We start from the raw sequence: 16,216 nt of genomic DNA, 5'->3' as shown, positions 1-16,216 counted from the left end.
AGCGTCGTGCACCACGGAACGCCCACGTCATGCGTCGTCGACGCCCATTCGGGCGACACGCGAGCAGGTGAAGTATTTCGGCAACAGAAAACGCACCTTCGTGGTGCCTAGGGTGACGGCTTTATGACGAACTTGCTAGATTCGCGTCCACCGCGCCACCCAGCGCCCACATTTTTGCCGCCAGTGAAGCCGGTTTACCAATCGGTGTCGCTGGCGTCGCCCCGGTTTCTCATCCTTCCGCCCGGAGTATTTCCCATGAATCGATCCGCCACCCAGCGCGCTGCCGTCCCGGCCCTGCGCGAGGCCGCCATGGCCGTCTCGCTGGCCCTGCTGGCCTGGCCCGCGCTGGCCCAGGAGGCCGCCGAGGCGCCCGCCAAGGAGAAGGGTCAGCTCGAGACGGTGACCATCACCGCCGAGCGCCGGGTCGAGAACATCCGGGAAGTACCGAACGCCGTCAGCAAGATCTCGGGCGAGAAGCTCGACGTGCTGAACTCCGGCGGCCAGGACATCCGCTTCCTGTCGGGCCGCGTCCCCAGCCTGAACATCGAGTCGTCGTTCGGTCGCGCCTTCCCGCGTTTCTACATCCGCGGCTACGGCAACACCGACTTCCGCCTGAACGCCTCGCAGCCGGTCTCGTTGATCTATGACGATGTCGTCCAGGAGAACCCCATCCTGAAGGGGTTCCCGGCCTTCGACCTGGCCGGCGTGGAAGTCGTCGCCGGCCCGCAGGGCACGCTGTACGGCCGCAATACGCCCGCTGGCGTGGTGAAGTTCGAATCGGTGAAGCCGTCGAAGAAGCAGGAGGGTTACTTCAACGTCTCCTACGGCACGCACGACACGGTCAACGCCGAAGGCGCGTTCAACCTGCCGATGGGCGGCGACTGGGCGGCTCGAATCTCCGCGCAGATCCAGCACCGCGGCGACTGGGTGGAAAACACGCTGGCCGACGCGGCGACGTCCAAGACCGAGGGTTACAACGACCGCGCCGTGCGGGCGCAGGTGCTGTACGAGCCGCACAAGCAGTTCTCGGCGCTGTTCAATATCCACAACCGCGAACTGGACGGCAGCCCGCGCCTGTTCCGCGCCAACATCATCAAGCCCGGCACGAACGATCTGGTCGACGGCTTCGATCCGGACAAGATGTCCATCGACGGCCACAACGAGCAGCGCATCCACGCCACCGGCGGGAGCGCACGCCTGCGCTGGAATCTGAACGACGTGACCCTGCACTCGATCACCGCGATCGAGACGGTGCAGCCGTACTCGCGCGGCGACGTCGACGGAGGCTACGGCGCGCCGTATGCACCCGACGGCCAGTTCGGACCCGGCAACATCCCGTTCTCGAGCGAGACCTCGGACGCGCTGAAGGACCACCGCCAGCTGAGCCAGGAATTCCGCGTCGAATACAACCCGGCCGGCCCGGCCCGCTACCAGGCGGGCGTGTACCTCTTCCACGAGCGCTACATGGCCGAGAGCGTCAACTACGACTCGATCTTCTCGGACGGCGGCTATACCTCGTCGGCCCGCACGCGCCAGTCCAACCGCGCGTACGCCGTGTTCGGCTCGGTCAACTACGACGTCACCGACGCCTTCAAGCTGCGCGGCGGCCTGCGCTTCACGAAGGACAAGAAGTGGCTGGCGACCGAGACGCAGGACCAGACGCTGAACACGGCCAACGGCCTCACGACCGATACCCGCGATTCCAAGGTCACCTGGGACCTCTCCGGCACCTACGCGCTGACCAAGGACACCAACGTCTACGCCCGCGTCGGCACGGGCTTCCGCGGCTCGGCGATCCTGCCGGCCTCGGAGTTCGGCCCGATGACCCGCGCCACGCCGGAGACGCTGACGTCCTATGAAGTGGGCGTGAAGAGTGACCTGTGGAACCGCCGCGCGCGTATCTCCGCCAACGTCTTCCGCTACGACGTGAAGGACCTGCAACTGACGGAAGTCGGCGGCGGCGGCAACGGCAACTCGGTGAAGACGGCGAAGAAGGTCGTCGGCGAAGGCGTCGAGTTCAACCTCGAACTGCTGCCGATCGACGACCTGTTCATCACGATGGGCGGGAGCTACAACAAGGCCACCATCAAGGACGGCGCCCTGACGGTGGCCGGCTGCGGCGGCGGCTGCACGGTGACCAATCCGGCGGCGGGGAACGGCCAGTTCTTCATCAACGGCAACCAGTTGCCGCAGGCGCCGAAGTGGGTCTACAACCTGACCGCGCGCTACAGCATCCCCACCCCGGGGGGCAACGAGTTCTACGTCTACACCGACTGGGCCTATCGCTCGAAGGTGAACTTCTTCCTGTATGAATCGAAGGAGTTCACCGGCAAGGCGCTCACCGAAGGCGGCCTGCGCGCGGGCTACATCTGGAGCAACGGCAAGTACGAGGCTGCGGCCTTCGTTCGCAACATCACCAACCAGGTCCGTGTGACCGGCGCGATCGACTTCAACAACCTGACCGGCTTCATCAACGATCCGCGCACCTACGGCGTCCAGTTCAAGGCGATCTTCTGATCGGCTGAACCGCGCCTCGTCGCGTCGCATCACGCAGCAGGGCGGCCCGCGCGCCGCCCTGCAAAAATCAGGCCTGCTTCTGGCGACGGAGCGGGCCTTTTTCTTGCTTGAATGGCTGGATTCAGGCGACATGACGCTCTGCGTCACCTTCAGGGTGGCCAGAACCGGCGCCCTACAATTCCGCCCCAATTTCACTGTCACGTCTCGACGTCGCGCCGCCATGACCACCGCTGCCTCCCGCCCGGATTCCAGCCAGGATTCCCACGACGCCCTGGCCCAGGAATTCGTCGCCTTCGCCGTCGACGCCGGCGTGCTGCGTTTCGGCGAATTCAAGACCAAGGCCGGCCGTCTCAGCCCGTACTTCTTCAATGCCGGCCTGTTCGACGACGGCCTCAAGATCGGCAGGCTGGCGGCGTTCTATGCGCAGCGGCTGCTGGCGTCGGGCGTCGAGTTCGACATGATCTTCGGCCCCGCCTACAAGGGCATCACGCTGGCCGCGGCGGTCGCGATCGAGCTGGCCCGGCTGGGCCACAACAAGCCTTTCGCCTACAACCGCAAGGAAGCCAAGGACCACGGCGAGGGCGGCACCCTGGTCGGCGCCAAGGTCCAGGGCCGCGTGCTCATCATCGACGACGTCATCTCCGCCGGCACCTCCGTGCGCGAGTCCATCGCGATGATCCAGGCCGCCGGCGCCACGCCCTGCGGCGTGGCCATCGCGCTGGACCGCCAGGAGAAGGCCGCCGAGAACGGCCAGGATCTGCCCTGGTCGGCAGTACAGTACGTGCGTGACCAGCTGAAGCTGCCAGTCGTCGCCATTGCCGGACTGGCCGACCTGCTCCAGTATCTGCAGACCACGAGCAGTGCCACCGTCGCCAGTCATGCGACGGCGGTCCATGCCTACAGAGATCGCTACGGAGTCTGATGCGCGCCCTTCTCTCACGCCTTCTGCCGTCCCGACCGATCGTGAAGTCGACGCTGTCCAGCCTGGCGTTGTTGCTGGTCGGCGCGACGATGGGTGTCGCGCAGGCGCAGACGAAGTCGCCGTCCTCATCGGGCATCTACACGTGCACGACGACCGACGGCCGCCGCCTGACCTCCGACCGTCCGATCCCGGAATGTCAGGCGCGTGAACAGCGCGTGCTGAACTCCGACGGCTCGGTCCGAAAGATGATGCCGCCGGCGATGTCGCCCGAGGAACAGTCTCTCGCCGACCAGCGCAAGCGTCTGGAGGAAGTCCAGCGCGCCGCCCAGCAGGATGCCGTGCGGCGCGATCGCAACCTGCTGCAGCGCTACGCGGATCTGGCCGCGCACCAGCGCGCGCGGGAGGCTGCGCTCGACGACATCCGTGAAGCGATGCAGCTGTCCGAGAAGCGACTTCAGGCGCTGGCGACGGAGCGCAAGCCGATGCTCGACGAGCTCGAGTTCTACAAGGGCAAGCGGGTCCCGGTGAAGCTGCAGCACCAGCTCGACATGAACGATGCGTCCGCGACCGCACAGCGCGAGTCGATCGACAACCAGAAGGCGGAAATCGTGCGCGTCAACAGGATCTATGACGAGGAGCTGGCGCGCCTGAAGCGACTGTGGGCAGGTGCCGCGCCAGGTTCGCTCGAGAAGCCGGGAACGCTCCCCGCGACGGCGAAGCCGCCGGTGCAGGCCTCACCCGCCAGCGGGCGCTGAAGCGGCCGTCCCGCAACATTCCAGACGCAAGAACGCCGGTGGGCTGAAAGGCCACACCGGCGTTTTTTCATTGGGCGGGATGCCCGGGCGCGGTCCCGCTCAGGCGCCGAGTTTCTTCTTCAGCAGCTCGTTGACGGTGGCCGGGTTGGCCTTGCCCTTGGCCGCCTTCATCGCCTGGCCGACCAGCGCGTTGAACGCCTTCTCCTTGCCGGCGCGGAACTCCTCCACCGACTTGGCGTTGGCCGCCAGCACCTCGTCCAGGATGCGCTCGATCTCGCCGGTGTCGTTGGACTGCTTCAGGTCCTTGGCGGCGATGATCGCGTCGACATCGGCGCCCTCGCCCGTCCACAGCGCCTCGAACACCTGCTTGGCCGAGTTGTTGTTGATGGTGCCGTCGTGGATGCGCTTGATCAGCGCCCCCAGTTGCGCGGGCGTCACCGGTGGGCGGTCGATGCTGCGCTCCTCGCTGTTGAGACGGCGCGAGACCTCGCCCATCAGCCAGTTCGCCACGAGCTTGGGCGCGCCGCACAGGTCGCGCGCAGCCTCGTAGAAGCGCGCCATCGACAGGCTCTGCGTCATCATCGTCGCGTCATAGGCCGGCAGACCGTCGGCGTCCTGGAAGCGCGCGGCCATCACCGTCGGCAGTTCGGGCATTTCGCCCCGCACCCGCTCCACCCAGTCCGCGCCGATCATCAGCGGCGGCAGGTCCGGATCGGGGAAGTAGCGGTAGTCGGCCGCGTCTTCCTTGGTCCGCATCGCGCGGGTCTCGCCGGTGTTCTCGTTGTAGAGCACCGTCGCCTGCTGGATCGTCAGGCCGTCCTCGATCTGGTCGATCTGCCAGTTGACTTCGAAGTCCACCGCGTCGACCAGGTGGCGGAAGCTGTTGAGGTTCTTGATCTCGCGGCGCGTGCCGAAGGGCGCGCCGGGCTTGCGCACCGACACGTTCACGTCGCAGCGGAAGGAGCCCTCCTGCATGTTGCCGTCGCAGATGCCCAGCCACATCACCAGCGCGTGCAGCGTCCTGGCGTACTCGACGGCTTCGGCGCCGGAGCGCATCTCGGGTTCCGAGACGATCTCCAGCAGCGGCGTGCCGGCGCGGTTCAGGTCGATGCCCGACTGGCCGTGATAGTCCTCGTGCAGGCTCTTGCCGGCGTCCTCTTCGAGATGCGCGCGGGTCAGCTTCACCACCTTCTTCTCGTCGCCGACGAAGAACTCGATGTGGCCGCCCTGCACGACGGGGATTTCGTATTGGCTGATCTGGTAGCCCTTGGGCAGGTCCGGATAGAAGTAGTTCTTGCGCGCGAAGATCGACAGCGGCGCGACTTTCGCGCCGACCGACAGGCCGAAGCGGATGGCGCGCTCGACGGCGCCGCGGTTCAGCACCGGCAGCGTGCCGGGAAGCGCCAGGTCCACGGCGCTGGCCTGCGTATTGGGCGCCGCGCCGAAGGCGGTCGACGACCCGCTGAAGATCTTCGATTCGGTCGAGAGTTGGACGTGGTTCTCCAGGCCGATCACGACCTCGTAGCCCCGCACCAGTTGACTGTTCTTGCTCATGACGTTCACACCCCCGCCGGATGCTGGCGGTGCCAGTCGGTGGCCTGTTGCAGCGCGTGCGCGGCGTGCAGCAGCGTGCCTTCCCTGAAGTAGTTGCCCAGCAGCTGCAGGCCCACGGGCATGCCGCCCTCGCCGGTGCCCACTGGCACGCTCATGCCGGGCAGGCCGGCCAGCGAGCCGGGCAGCGTGAAGATGTCGGCGAGGTAGGCCTTCACCGGATCGTCGGCGCCCTCGCCCTGCTTCCAGGCGACCGTCGGCGCCACCGGGCCGGCGATGAGGTCACAGTGCTGGAAGGCCTGCTGGAAGTCGTCCGCGATCATGCGGCGCAGTTTCTGCGCCTGCAGGTAGTAGGCGTCGTAGTAGCCGTGCGAGAGCACGTAGCTGCCGATCATGATCCGGCGCTTGACCTCGGCGCCGAAGCCTTCGGCGCGGGTCTTCTCGTACATGTCGATCAGGTTGCCGTAGTCCCTGGCGCGGTGCCCGAACTTCACGCCGTCGAAGCGCGACAGGTTGGAGCTCGCTTCGGCCGGGGCGATGATGTAGTAGACCGGGATCGCGAGCTCGGTGCGCGGCAGCGACACGTCCACCAGCGTGGCGCCCAGCTTCTCCAGTTCCGCCAGACCGGCGCGCACCGCGCCGTTGACGTCGGCGGACAGCGCGTCGGGGAAGAACTCCTTGGGCAGCCCGATGCGCAGGCCCTTGAGCGGCTGCGCCGGGGTCGCGCCTTCGCGTGCCGTCAGCATCTGCGCGCTGAAGTCCTGCGGCGGCTGCTGGACGCTGGTGGCGTCGCGTTCATCGAAGCCGCTCATCGTCGACAGCAGCAACGCGCAGTCCTCGGCCGAGCGCGCGAACACGCCGGCCTGGTCCAGGCTGGAAGCGAACGCGATCATCCCGTAGCGCGAGCACACGCCGTAGGTCGGCTTGATGCCGGTGATGCCGGAGAAGCTGGCCGGTTGGCGGATCGAGCCGCCGGTGTCGGTGCCGGTCGTCGCGGGGACGAGGCCCGCGGCCACGGCCACGGCCGAGCCGCCCGAGGAGCCGCCCGGCACGCGGGTGCGGTCCCAGGGATTCAGCGCCTTGAAGTAGGCGCTGTTCTCGTTGGCCGATCCCATCGCGAACTCGTCGCAGTTCAGCTTGCCCAGCGACACGGTGCCGGCGGCGTTGAGACGCTCGACGACGGTGGCGTCGAACGGGCTGAGGTAACCCTCGAGCATCTTCGAGCCGGCCGTGGTCGGCATGTCGCGGGTGACGAAGATGTCCTTGTGCGCGAGCGGCACGCCGATGAGCGCGCCGGCCTCGCCTTTTGCGAGGCGCGCGTCGGCGTCCTGGGCCCGGGCCAGCGCGTAGGCCTCGTCGACGTGCAGGAAGGCGCCGAGATCCTTCGCCGCGGCAACACGCGCAAGCAGATGTTGCGTCAGTTCGGTGCTGGAGACGGTCTTGGCGCGCAGCGCGCGGCCGAGCTCGGCCACGCCGAGGTAGTGGAGGGGCGCGGTCATTCGATGACTTTCGGGACCAGGAACAGGCCGTCCTCGACGGCGGGAGCGCTGCGCTGGTTGAGGTCGCGCTGGTCGGATTCGGTGACGCGGTCCTCGCGCAGCCGCAGGGCCACTTCCTGGACCGCCGACAGCGGCGTGTAGAGGGGATCGACGCCGCTGGTGTCGACCGCGCTCATCTGCTCGACGATCGAGAAGAAGCCGTTGAGCTGCGGCAGCAGGGCCGCCTGCTCGTCGCTGGAGAGTTGCAGCCGGGCCAGTTTGGCGATCCGGCTGACGTCGTCTTGGGTGAGTGCCATGGGGGTGTGCGCTAGGGCCGGTCGGGCAAGCGGGTCGACGGTCGCGCGAAAGATTCGCAGAACGCTGACGGACGCCTTGCAGACGGGCCAAACCAGGGGGTGATCAGTTATTATCCCCGCTTATCTCCATGAGCCGAGGCTGCCAGCGCAGCCTCGTTCCTTATGGCAAGGAATCTCGCTCGCGCGGACGCCGCCGGTCCGCGCGGTATACCGACCCGAACCGCCCCGAATCGCAGCCGCCCGGACAGAACGCAGACGAACGCCGCTTGATGCCGTCGAATGCCGCCGATTGCGTGTAGTTCGACGTTGATGGGCGGCTCCAGGTGCCGACGCGTCTTGTCCAGGTCTTGCCTACACACATGTTCGCCTCCCTGCGCCGCTATTTCTCCACCGATCTCGCCATCGACCTGGGCACCGCCAACACGCTGATCTACGTCCGCGGAAAAGGCGTCGTGCTGGACGAACCGTCCGTCGTCGCCATCCGCCATGAAGGCGGTCCCAACGGCAAGAAGACGATCCAGGCGGTGGGCCACGAAGCCAAGGCCATGCTGGGCAAGGTGCCCGGCAACATCGAGGCGATCCGCCCGATGAAGGACGGCGTGATCGCCGACTTCGTGGTCACCGAGCAGATGATCAAGCAGTTCATCAAGATGGTGCACGACACCAAGCTGCTGCGTCCCTCGCCCCGCATCATCATCTGCGTGCCCTGCGGCTCCACGCAGGTCGAGAAACGCGCCATCCGCGACGCCGCGCTGGGCGCGGGCGCGTCGGAGGTCTACCTGATCGAGGAGCCGATGGCCGCGGCGATCGGCGCGGGCCTGCCGGTGTCGGAAGCCTCGGGCTCGATGGTCATCGACATCGGCGGCGGCACGACGGAAGTCGGCGTGATCTCGCTGGGCGGCATGGTCTACAAGGGCTCGGTCCGCGTCGGCGGCGACAAGTTCGACGAGGCCATCATCAACTACATCCGCCGCAACTACGGCATGCTGATCGGGGAGCCGACGGCGGAATCCATCAAGAAGAACATCGGCTCGGCCTTCCCCGGCTCCGAGGTCAAGGAGATGGAAGTCAAGGGCCGCAACCTCAGCGAAGGCGTGCCGCGCAGCTTCACGATCTCGTCCAACGAGATCCTGGAAGCGCTGACCGACCCGCTGAACCAGATCGTCTCTGCCGTGAAGAACGCGCTGGAGCAGACCCCGCCGGAACTGGGCGCCGACATCGCCGAACGCGGCATGATGCTCACCGGCGGCGGCGCGCTGCTGCGCGATCTGGACCGCCTCCTGGCCGAGGAAACCGGCCTGCCGGTGCTCGTGGCCGAAGACCCGCTGACCTGCGTGGTCCGGGGTTGCGGCATGGCCCTGGAACGCATGGAACGGCTGGGTTCGATCTTCACGAACGAATAAGTGGATGCGGCCTCCGTCGGCCGCTTTGCGTTGAATCTCCTTCGCTGAGATCTTCATGCCTCTCGGCACCCTCGACCGCAATCCACCGCCGCTGTTCCGCGAAGGCCCGTCCGCGTTGACGAAGCTGGCCTTCTGTGCGGCCCTGGCGGTCTTCCTCATGGTGGCGGACTCCCGCTTCCAGGTCACGGCGCCCGCCCGCGCGGGGCTGGCGCTCGCGCTGCATCCGCTGCAGCGCGCGCTGCTGGCGCCCGTCGACGCCTGGGAACAGGCCGGCGACTACGCCCGCGGCATGGAGAAGGCCACCGAGGCGGAGAACCAGGCCCGGCAGCAGCTTGCCTCGCAGGCGGTGATCCTGAGCCGCGCGGCGCAGCTGCAGGCCGAGAACACGCGCCTGCGCGCGCTGCTCGACCTGCGTGAGGCGCTGCCGGTCAAGGCCCTCGCCGCGGAGGTGCTCTACGAAGCGCCGGATCCGTTCTCGCGACGCATCATCATCGACCGCGGCGGTCATGGCGGCGTGCGCCTCGGCGCGCCGGTGGTCAACGACGCCGGCGTGCTCGGCCAGGTGACGCGGGTCTATCCGCTGTCCGCCGAGGTGACCCTGCTGACCGACCGGGACGCCACCATCCCCGTGCTCAACACCCGCACCCAGCAGCGCGGCGTCGCCTACGGCGGCGAGCGGGGCGTGATGGAGCTGCGCTTCATCGCGGCCAACGCCGACATCAAGCCGGGCGACGCGCTCGCGACTTCGGGCCTGGACGGGCTCTATCCGCCGGGCCTGCCGGTGGCCAAGGTCGCGGAGGTCGAACGCCGTGGCGACACCAGTTTCGCGCGCGTCGGTCTGGCGCCAGTCGCGCAACCCGACAGCGCGCGCCACGTGCTGGTGCTGGAACCGCTGGAAGGCCAGGAGTCGGCCCGCACCGAAGCCGCGCAGGAAGCGGCCAGCGCCGCGAACGCGGCCACTGCGGAAGCCGCCAGCAGGCCGGCGCGCAGTCGTGCCGCGTCGGCGGCGTCCTCCGCGTCCGCGCCGAAAGGAGGCACCCGATGATCATGCCCCGCGGCGCGAGCCAGCTCCTGCTGCCCGCCAACCCTCTGTTCATCGCGTTCAGCCTGGTCGTCGGCCTGCTGATCGACATGGTCCCCGTCGGGCGCCAACCCTGGATGCCGGACGTGCTTGCGCTGGTGCTGGTGTTCTGGAACGTCCACCAGCCGCGACGTGTCGGCGTCGGCTGGGCATTCGTCTTCGGCCTGATGATCGACGTCCACCACGGCGCGCTGCTCGGCCAGCATGCGCTCGCCTACAGCCTGCTCGCCTTCGGCGCGGTCGCGCTGCATCGCCGGTTGCTGTGGTTCTCGCTCTTCGCGCAGGCGCTGCATGTGCTGCCGCTGTTCGTGCTGGCGACCGCGATCGCGGTGACCGTGCGCCTGATCGTCGGCGGCATGTGGCCGGGATGGAGCCTGGTCCTGGCGCCGGTGCTGCAGGCCGCGCTGTGGCCGGTCGCTGCGGCGCTCCTGCTCGCGCCCCAGCGCCGCGCGCCGGATCCCGACGCGCATCGCCCGCTTTGAGCGCGCCGTGATCGGGCCCGCGATGACGGTCATCAAGAACCTCCAGGCGGAGCTGAGCCGCTTCCGGCTGCGGCTGTTCGCCGCCGCCGCCTTCGTGCTCTTCTGCTTCGGCCTGCTCGTCGCACGCCTCGTCTACCTGCAGATCACGCAGCACGACGCGCTGCTCGAACGCGCCGAGACCAACCGCGTTTCCGTCGTCCCCATCGTGCCCAACCGTGGCCTGATCGTCGACCGCAACGGCGTGGTGCTGGCGAGCAACTACTCGGCCTACACGCTGGAGATCACGCCGTCGAAGGTGCCGGACCTTGAACGCACGATCGACGCGTTGTCCGCCGTCATCGACATCCAGCAGCGCGACCGCCGGCGGTTCAAGCGGCTGATGGAGGAAAGCAAGAACTTCGAGTCGCTGCCCATCCGCACCAAGCTGACCGACACCGAGGTGGCCCGTTTCGCCGCGCAGCGCTTCCGCTTCCCCGGCGTGGACATCAAGGCGCGGCTGTTCCGCAGCTATCCGATGGGCGACATCGGCGCGCACCTGCTGGGCTACATCGGCCGCATCAACCAGGCCGAGAAGAAGGCGATGGACGACTGGTCGGAAGAGGACGTCGCCAACTACCGTGGCACCGAGTACATCGGCAAGCTCGGGTTGGAGCAGGCCTATGAGCGCGAACTGCACGGCCAGACCGGGTTCGAGGAGATGGAGACCAGCGCGGGCGGCCGCGCGGTGCGCCGCCTGCGCAACCGCCCGCCGACGCCTGGCAACACGCTGCACCTGTCGGTCGACATCAAGCTGCAGGCACTGGTGGAGCGGCTCTTCGGCGACCGACGCGGCGCACTCGTCGCGATGGATCCGCGCAACGGCGAGGTGCTGGCCTTCGTCTCCAAGCCGACCTTCGATCCCAACCTGTTCGTCGATGGCATCGACGCGGACAGCTGGCGCGAGCTCAACGAGGACATCGACAAGCCGCTGCTGAACCGTGCGTTGCGCGGCACCTATCCGCCGGGCTCGACCTTCAAGCCGTACATGGCGATGGCGGCGTTGAACACGGGCAAGCGGGCCGCCAACGTGGTGATCCAGGACAACCTGAACTTCAGCTTCGGCGGCCGTGTCTTCGGCAGCGCCACCGGCGACCGCGCGGGGCCGAAGGACATGCGGCTGGCGATCGTGACGTCGTCGAACGTCTACTTCTATTCGCTGGCCAACGAGATGGGTGTGGACATGATCCATGACCAGCTCGAACCTTTCGGCTTCGGCCGCAAGACCGAGATCGACCTCCAGGGCGAGGTCACCGGCCTGCTGCCCAGCACCGAATGGAAGCGCCGGGCATTCAAGCGGCCCGACCAGCAGAAGTGGTACGCCGGCGAGACGATCTCGCTGGGCATCGGCCAGGGCCAGAACAACTTCACGATGCTGCAGCTGGCGACGGCGATGTCGACGCTGTCCAGCGGCGGCGAGCGTTACCGGCCCAGGCTGGTGCGGGAGATCGAGGACGTCGTCAAGCACGCGCAACGGCGCGTGGCGAGCGATGCCTTGGCGCCGCTGGCGCTGCGCAAGGCGGACGTCGACGTGATCCGCAACGCGATGCACGACGTGACGCTGGAAGGCACGTCGCGCGCGGTGTTCGCGGGCGCGCAATACCAGAGCGCCGGCAAGACCGGGACGGCGCAGGCGGTGGGCCTGCGTGCCGGCCAGACCTATAGCAGCATCAAGGCGGACGAGCGCAAGCGCGATCACTCGCTGTACATCTCGTTCGCGCCTTACCAGGCGCCGACCATTGCGCTGGCCTTGATCGTCGAGAACGCGGGCTTCGGCTCCGAGTCGGCCGCGCCGATCGCACGCCGCGTGTTCGACTACGTACTCACCGGGACTTACCCGAGCGAAGAGGACATCGCCAAGGTGCGGGTCGGCCAGGTCGGCGCGCCGATCGGCACGCCGCGCCGCGTCGAGGACATCCCGTTGCCCAACGCCGCGGCGAGCGCGCCGCAAGTGGCGGCTTCGGCGGCTTCGACCCCCTCGGCGGCCACGCCGGCCCAGGCGACGGCGGCTGCACGTCCCAACCGGGGAGCTTCACGATGAGTGCGGTCTTCAGCAAACCCAGTCTGTTGCAGCGCGTGAAACCGCTGTTCCAGGGCTTCGACGTCCCGTTGCTGCTCGCGATGGCCTGGCTGATGGGCCTGGGGCTGATGTGCATGTACTCGGCCGGCTACGACCACGGCACGCGTTTCGTCGATCATGCGCGAAACATGGTCCTGGCCATGGGCGTGCTGTTCGTGACCGCGCAGGTGCCGCCGCAGCGACTGATGCAGCTCGCGTTGCCCTTGTACGGGATCGGCGTGACCTTGTTGATCGCGGTGGCGCTGTTCGGCATCACGAAGAAGGGGGCGACCCGCTGGCTGTATGTGGGCACGCAGATCCAGCCGTCCGAGCTGCTGAAGATCGCCGTGCCGCTGATGCTGGCCTGGTGGTTCCAGAAGCGCGAGGGGCAGCTGCGGTTGCCGGACTTCATCGCTGCCTTCGTCCTGCTGGCCGTGCCGGTGGGCCTGATCGCGAAGCAGCCGGACCTGGGCACTTCGCTTCTGGTGCTGGGCGCGGGTCTGTACGTGATCTTCTTCGCCGGGCTGTCGTGGAAGCTGATCATCCCGGCGATGCTGCTGGCCGGCGCGGGCATCACCACGCTGGTGTTCAGCGAGGACCAGATCTGCCAGCCCGACGTGAAGTGGGTGGTGCTGAAGGACTACCAGAAGGACCGCGTCTGCACACTGCTGGACCCGACGAAGGATCCGCTGGGCAAGGGCTTCCACATCATCCAGGGCGAGATCGCGATCGGCTCGGGCGGCGTGACCGGCAAGGGCTTCATGAAGGGCACGCAGACGCACCTGGAGTTCATTCCGGAGCGGACGACCGACTTCATCTTCGCCGCCTACGGCGAGGAGTTCGGCCTGATCGGGGCGGCGGGGCTGCTGATCGGCTTCACCGCGCTGATCCTGCGCGGACTCGCGATCGCGCACGAGGCGCCGACCTTGTTCTCGCGCTTGCTCGCGGGCGCGATCACGCTGAGCTTCTTCACCTACGTGTTCGTGAACATGGGAATGGTGACCGGCATCCTGCCCGTCGTCGGCGTGCCCTTGCCGTTCATCTCCTATGGGGGGACGGCGATGGTGACGCTGGGCCTGTCGCTCGGCATGCTGATGTCGATCGCCAAGAGCCGGGGCGGGACGCAGCGCTGATCGGTCGGCAGGCTGGTCAGGAACCGGCGTTCGGCAACGGGTGAGCGGCGAAGCGCACGGTGAAGCGCGCTCCAGGGCCCCCGCCTTCCGATTCGGCCTGTCGACGCGCCCGCGTGTCGTCGACCGCGATCTCGGCCTCGTGCTGCTGGACGATCTCGCGCACGATCGCCAGGCCCAGGCCGGAGCCGTCCACGTTGGTGCCCAGCGCGCGGTAGAAGGGCTGGAAGATCTGCTCGCGTTCCGACTCGGGGATGCCCGGTCCGGAGTCCTCGACCTGCAGCACGCAGACCTGCCCGAACGGGTCCTCGACCACGCGCACCGTCACCGTGCCGCCGCTGGGCGTGTACAGCAACGCGTTGTCGACGAGGTTGCGGATCAGCTCGCGGATCAGCAGCGGATGTCCGTTGATCCGAAGCCCGGCCTGGCTGGCCTCCGGGCCCTCGTAGCCGAGATCCAGGCGCTTCTCCATGGCCCGCGGCACGAAGTCCCGCACCGTCTCGATCGCGAGTACGGCGAGGTTCACCTCGCTGCGCCGCGCGGCGTGCTCCTGGTCCTCGGCGCGCGCCATTGCCAGCAACTGGTTGACCATGTGCGCCGCACGTTGGCTCGACACCGCGATCTGCTTCAGGGAGCGGCGGAGTTCCGCTGGCGAGCTGCGGCCCTCGTCGATCTCGCGTTGCGCCAACTCGGCCTGCGTGCGCAGTCCCGCCAGCGGCGTTTTCAACTGATGCGCGGCATCGGCCAGGAAGTGCTTCTGCGAGCGGATCGACTGATCGAGACGTTCCAGCAGGTCGTTGATGGCCTGCACGAGCGGCGCCACCTCGTCGGGGATGCGCTGTTCGTCGATGGGGCTCAGGTCCGAGCTGTCGCGCGACCGGATGCGGCGCTGCAGATCGTTCAGCGGCGCGATGCCGCGCGCCAGCGCCAGCCACACCAGCAGCACCGCCAGCGGCAGGATCACGAACTGCGGCAGGATGACGCCCTTGATGATCTCGTTGGTCAGCCGCGAGCGCTTGCCCAGGGTCTCCGCGACCTGCACCAGCATCATCTTGTCGCTGCCCGCCATCCCCTCGGGCACCACCCACAGGTAGGAGATGCGGACCGCCTCGTTGTTGACCTCGTCGAACCGGCGGTTGACCTCCCACGGAACGACCGGCGGCTCCACCTCGGGCACCGGCAACTGTGCGTCGCCGCTGAGCAGCTCGCCGCGCAGGCCGAGCACCTGGTAGTAGACGGTGTCGGATTCGTCCGCGCGCAGCAGCGCGGCGGCTTCCGGCGCGAGTGCATACCGTGAGCGACCGCGCCGCGCCGCCGCGTCGCCCGGCGCGGGTTCGGTCACGACCTGCAGGCCAAGCGTGCGCGCCATCTCGTCGAGCTCGCGGTCGTAGGGCTTGTTGGCGATGCCCTGCGCCACCAGCCAGGTCAGCGCGACGCTGATCGGCCAGATGACCAGCAACGGCGCGAGCATCCAGTCGAGGATCTCGCCGAACAGCGAGCGATGGCCGGAGGAATCAGCCGCCATGCGGCAGCTCAGCCCGGAATCTTCTCAAGGCAGTAGCCCAACCCGCGCACGGTGGCGATGCGGATCGGGCCCTGTTCGATCTTCTTGCGCAGGCGATGGATGTAGACCTCGATCGCGTTGTTGCTGACTTCCTCGCCCCACTCGCACAGCCGCTCGACCAACTGATCCTTGCTGACGAGGCGTCCGGCGCGCTGCAGCAGCACTTCCAGCAAGGACAGCTCGCGCGCCGACAGCTCCACCATCTGCTCGTTGATGTAGGCGACACGACCCGTCGCGTCGAAGGTGAGCGGACCATGGCGGATCACGCTCGACGCGGTGCCCAGGCCGCGTCGCGTGAGCGCGCGCACGCGGGCTTCGAGCTCCTGCAGCGAGAACGGCTTGGCCATGTAGTCGTCGGCGCCGAGGTCCAGTCCCTTGACGCGTTCCTCGATGCTGTCGGCGGCGGTCAGGATCAGCACCGGCACGGATGAGCCTCTCGCACGCAGCCGTCTGAGCACCTCCAGGCCGTGCAGCTTCGGCAGGCCGAGGTCGAGGATCAGCAGGTCGAATTCATGGGAAGCGAGAGCCGCATCCGCCTCGCTGCCGCTGCCGACCTGATCGACGGCGCAACCCGACGCCCGCAACGAACGCAGCAGGCCGTCGGCCAGGACCTGGTCGTCTTCGGCGATCAAGATGCGCATGTGTCGTCCCCTCTGGTTATGGAGACATTTTAGGGAGCGCGCTTGCAGTGTTCCCTAGGCGTTTCCGAGGCGTCCGCCGGCGGTTGCGGGAGGCGTCCGGTCAGGCCGGCGACAGGTTCACGTGGGGATGCCTCCCACCGATGGCGGAAAGAAATGGGAATCACCCCAATTGGCTCATCCAGTGAGCTACCGACTGCCTAAGATGGCTGCATCAATCAATTCGGTACCGCACAGCGGGTCGATTGGTTCTACAAAGTACTGTACAGATATACAGATTCCG

At 67.6% G+C, this 16,216-nt stretch carries 13 protein-coding genes; 8 read left to right on the top strand and 5 right to left on the bottom strand.

Going from position 1 to position 16,216, the window contains the following annotated elements:
• Window positions 1-255: 255 nt before the first annotated feature.
• The 3 genes from PV762_RS21315 (at window position 256) to PV762_RS21305 (ending at window position 4,194) form a co-directional block, all read left to right on the top strand.
• On the top strand, window positions 256-2,517 hold the full coding sequence (locus tag PV762_RS21315; protein WP_421037003.1) for a TonB-dependent receptor: 2,262 nt from the start codon (window positions 256-258) through the stop codon (window positions 2,515-2,517).
• A 220-nt stretch (window positions 2,518-2,737) separates the two neighbouring features.
• Window positions 2,738-3,439 carry an orotate phosphoribosyltransferase gene (gene pyrE / locus PV762_RS21310; RefSeq protein WP_421037002.1) on the top strand — a complete coding sequence of 234 codons (702 nt, stop codon included), beginning with the start codon at window positions 2,738-2,740 and terminating at the stop codon, window positions 3,437-3,439.
• 41 nt (window positions 3,440-3,480) lie between these two features.
• Window positions 3,481-4,194: a hypothetical protein gene (locus PV762_RS21305; RefSeq protein ID WP_421037001.1), complete on the top strand. Its 714-nt coding sequence runs from the start codon at window positions 3,481-3,483 to the stop codon at window positions 4,192-4,194.
• Between the two features lie 99 nt (window positions 4,195-4,293).
• Here PV762_RS21305 and gatB read toward each other — a convergent pair whose 3' ends face one another.
• The 3 genes from gatB to gatC are packed head-to-tail and all read right to left on the bottom strand — an operon-like array spanning window position 4,294 to window position 7,540.
• Window positions 4,294-5,748 (bottom strand): Asp-tRNA(Asn)/Glu-tRNA(Gln) amidotransferase subunit GatB, encoded by a 1,455-nt coding sequence (gatB, locus tag PV762_RS21300; protein WP_421037000.1) that lies wholly within the window; start codon window positions 5,746-5,748, stop codon window positions 4,294-4,296.
• Between the two features lie 5 nt (window positions 5,749-5,753).
• Window positions 5,754-7,244: an Asp-tRNA(Asn)/Glu-tRNA(Gln) amidotransferase subunit GatA gene (gatA, locus tag PV762_RS21295; RefSeq protein WP_421036999.1), complete on the bottom strand. Its 1,491-nt coding sequence runs from the start codon at window positions 7,242-7,244 to the stop codon at window positions 5,754-5,756.
• Window positions 7,241-7,540, bottom strand: coding sequence for an Asp-tRNA(Asn)/Glu-tRNA(Gln) amidotransferase subunit GatC (gatC, locus tag PV762_RS21290; protein WP_421036998.1), 300 nt, complete (start codon window positions 7,538-7,540; stop codon window positions 7,241-7,243). The genes gatA and gatC overlap by 4 nt, the downstream gene beginning before the upstream one ends.
• Before the next feature lie 359 nt (window positions 7,541-7,899).
• Here gatC and PV762_RS21285 point away from each other — a divergent pair, with 359 nt between their 5' ends.
• From PV762_RS21285 to rodA, 5 genes are read left to right on the top strand one after another with little or no spacing between them, the layout of a single operon-like run.
• Entirely contained in the window at window positions 7,900-8,943 is a 1,044-nt protein-coding gene (locus PV762_RS21285) for a rod shape-determining protein (RefSeq protein WP_067280645.1), read from the top strand.
• Between the two features lie 55 nt (window positions 8,944-8,998).
• A complete protein-coding gene (gene mreC / locus PV762_RS21280) occupies window positions 8,999-9,988 on the top strand; it encodes a rod shape-determining protein MreC (protein ID WP_421036997.1) in 990 nt (329 codons plus the stop codon).
• Entirely contained in the window at window positions 9,985-10,506 is a 522-nt protein-coding gene (mreD, locus tag PV762_RS21275) for a rod shape-determining protein MreD (protein WP_421036996.1), read from the top strand. The genes mreC and mreD overlap by 4 nt, the downstream gene beginning before the upstream one ends.
• A gap of 22 nt (window positions 10,507-10,528) precedes the next feature.
• Window positions 10,529-12,583: a penicillin-binding protein 2 gene (mrdA, locus tag PV762_RS21270; RefSeq protein WP_421036995.1), complete on the top strand. Its 2,055-nt coding sequence runs from the start codon at window positions 10,529-10,531 to the stop codon at window positions 12,581-12,583.
• Window positions 12,580-13,734 (top strand): rod shape-determining protein RodA, encoded by a 1,155-nt coding sequence (gene rodA / locus PV762_RS21265; protein ID WP_421036994.1) that lies wholly within the window; start codon window positions 12,580-12,582, stop codon window positions 13,732-13,734. The genes mrdA and rodA overlap by 4 nt, the downstream gene beginning before the upstream one ends.
• 16 nt (window positions 13,735-13,750) lie before the next feature.
• Here rodA and PV762_RS21260 read toward each other — a convergent pair whose 3' ends face one another.
• Both PV762_RS21260 and PV762_RS21255 read right to left on the bottom strand, forming a co-directional pair.
• Window positions 13,751-15,256 carry a sensor histidine kinase gene (locus tag PV762_RS21260; protein ID WP_421036993.1) on the bottom strand — a complete coding sequence of 502 codons (1,506 nt, stop codon included), beginning with the start codon at window positions 15,254-15,256 and terminating at the stop codon, window positions 13,751-13,753.
• 8 nt (window positions 15,257-15,264) lie between these two features.
• Window positions 15,265-15,936 (bottom strand): response regulator, encoded by a 672-nt coding sequence (locus tag PV762_RS21255; RefSeq protein WP_067280662.1) that lies wholly within the window; start codon window positions 15,934-15,936, stop codon window positions 15,265-15,267.
• Window positions 15,937-16,216 lie beyond the last annotated feature (280 nt).

It is taken from the genome of Mitsuaria sp. CC2 (assembly GCF_048957715.1).
In the GTDB taxonomy this organism is placed as follows: domain Bacteria; phylum Pseudomonadota; class Gammaproteobacteria; order Burkholderiales; family Burkholderiaceae_C; genus Roseateles.
This window is presented reverse-complemented; position numbering and strand designations above follow the sequence as displayed.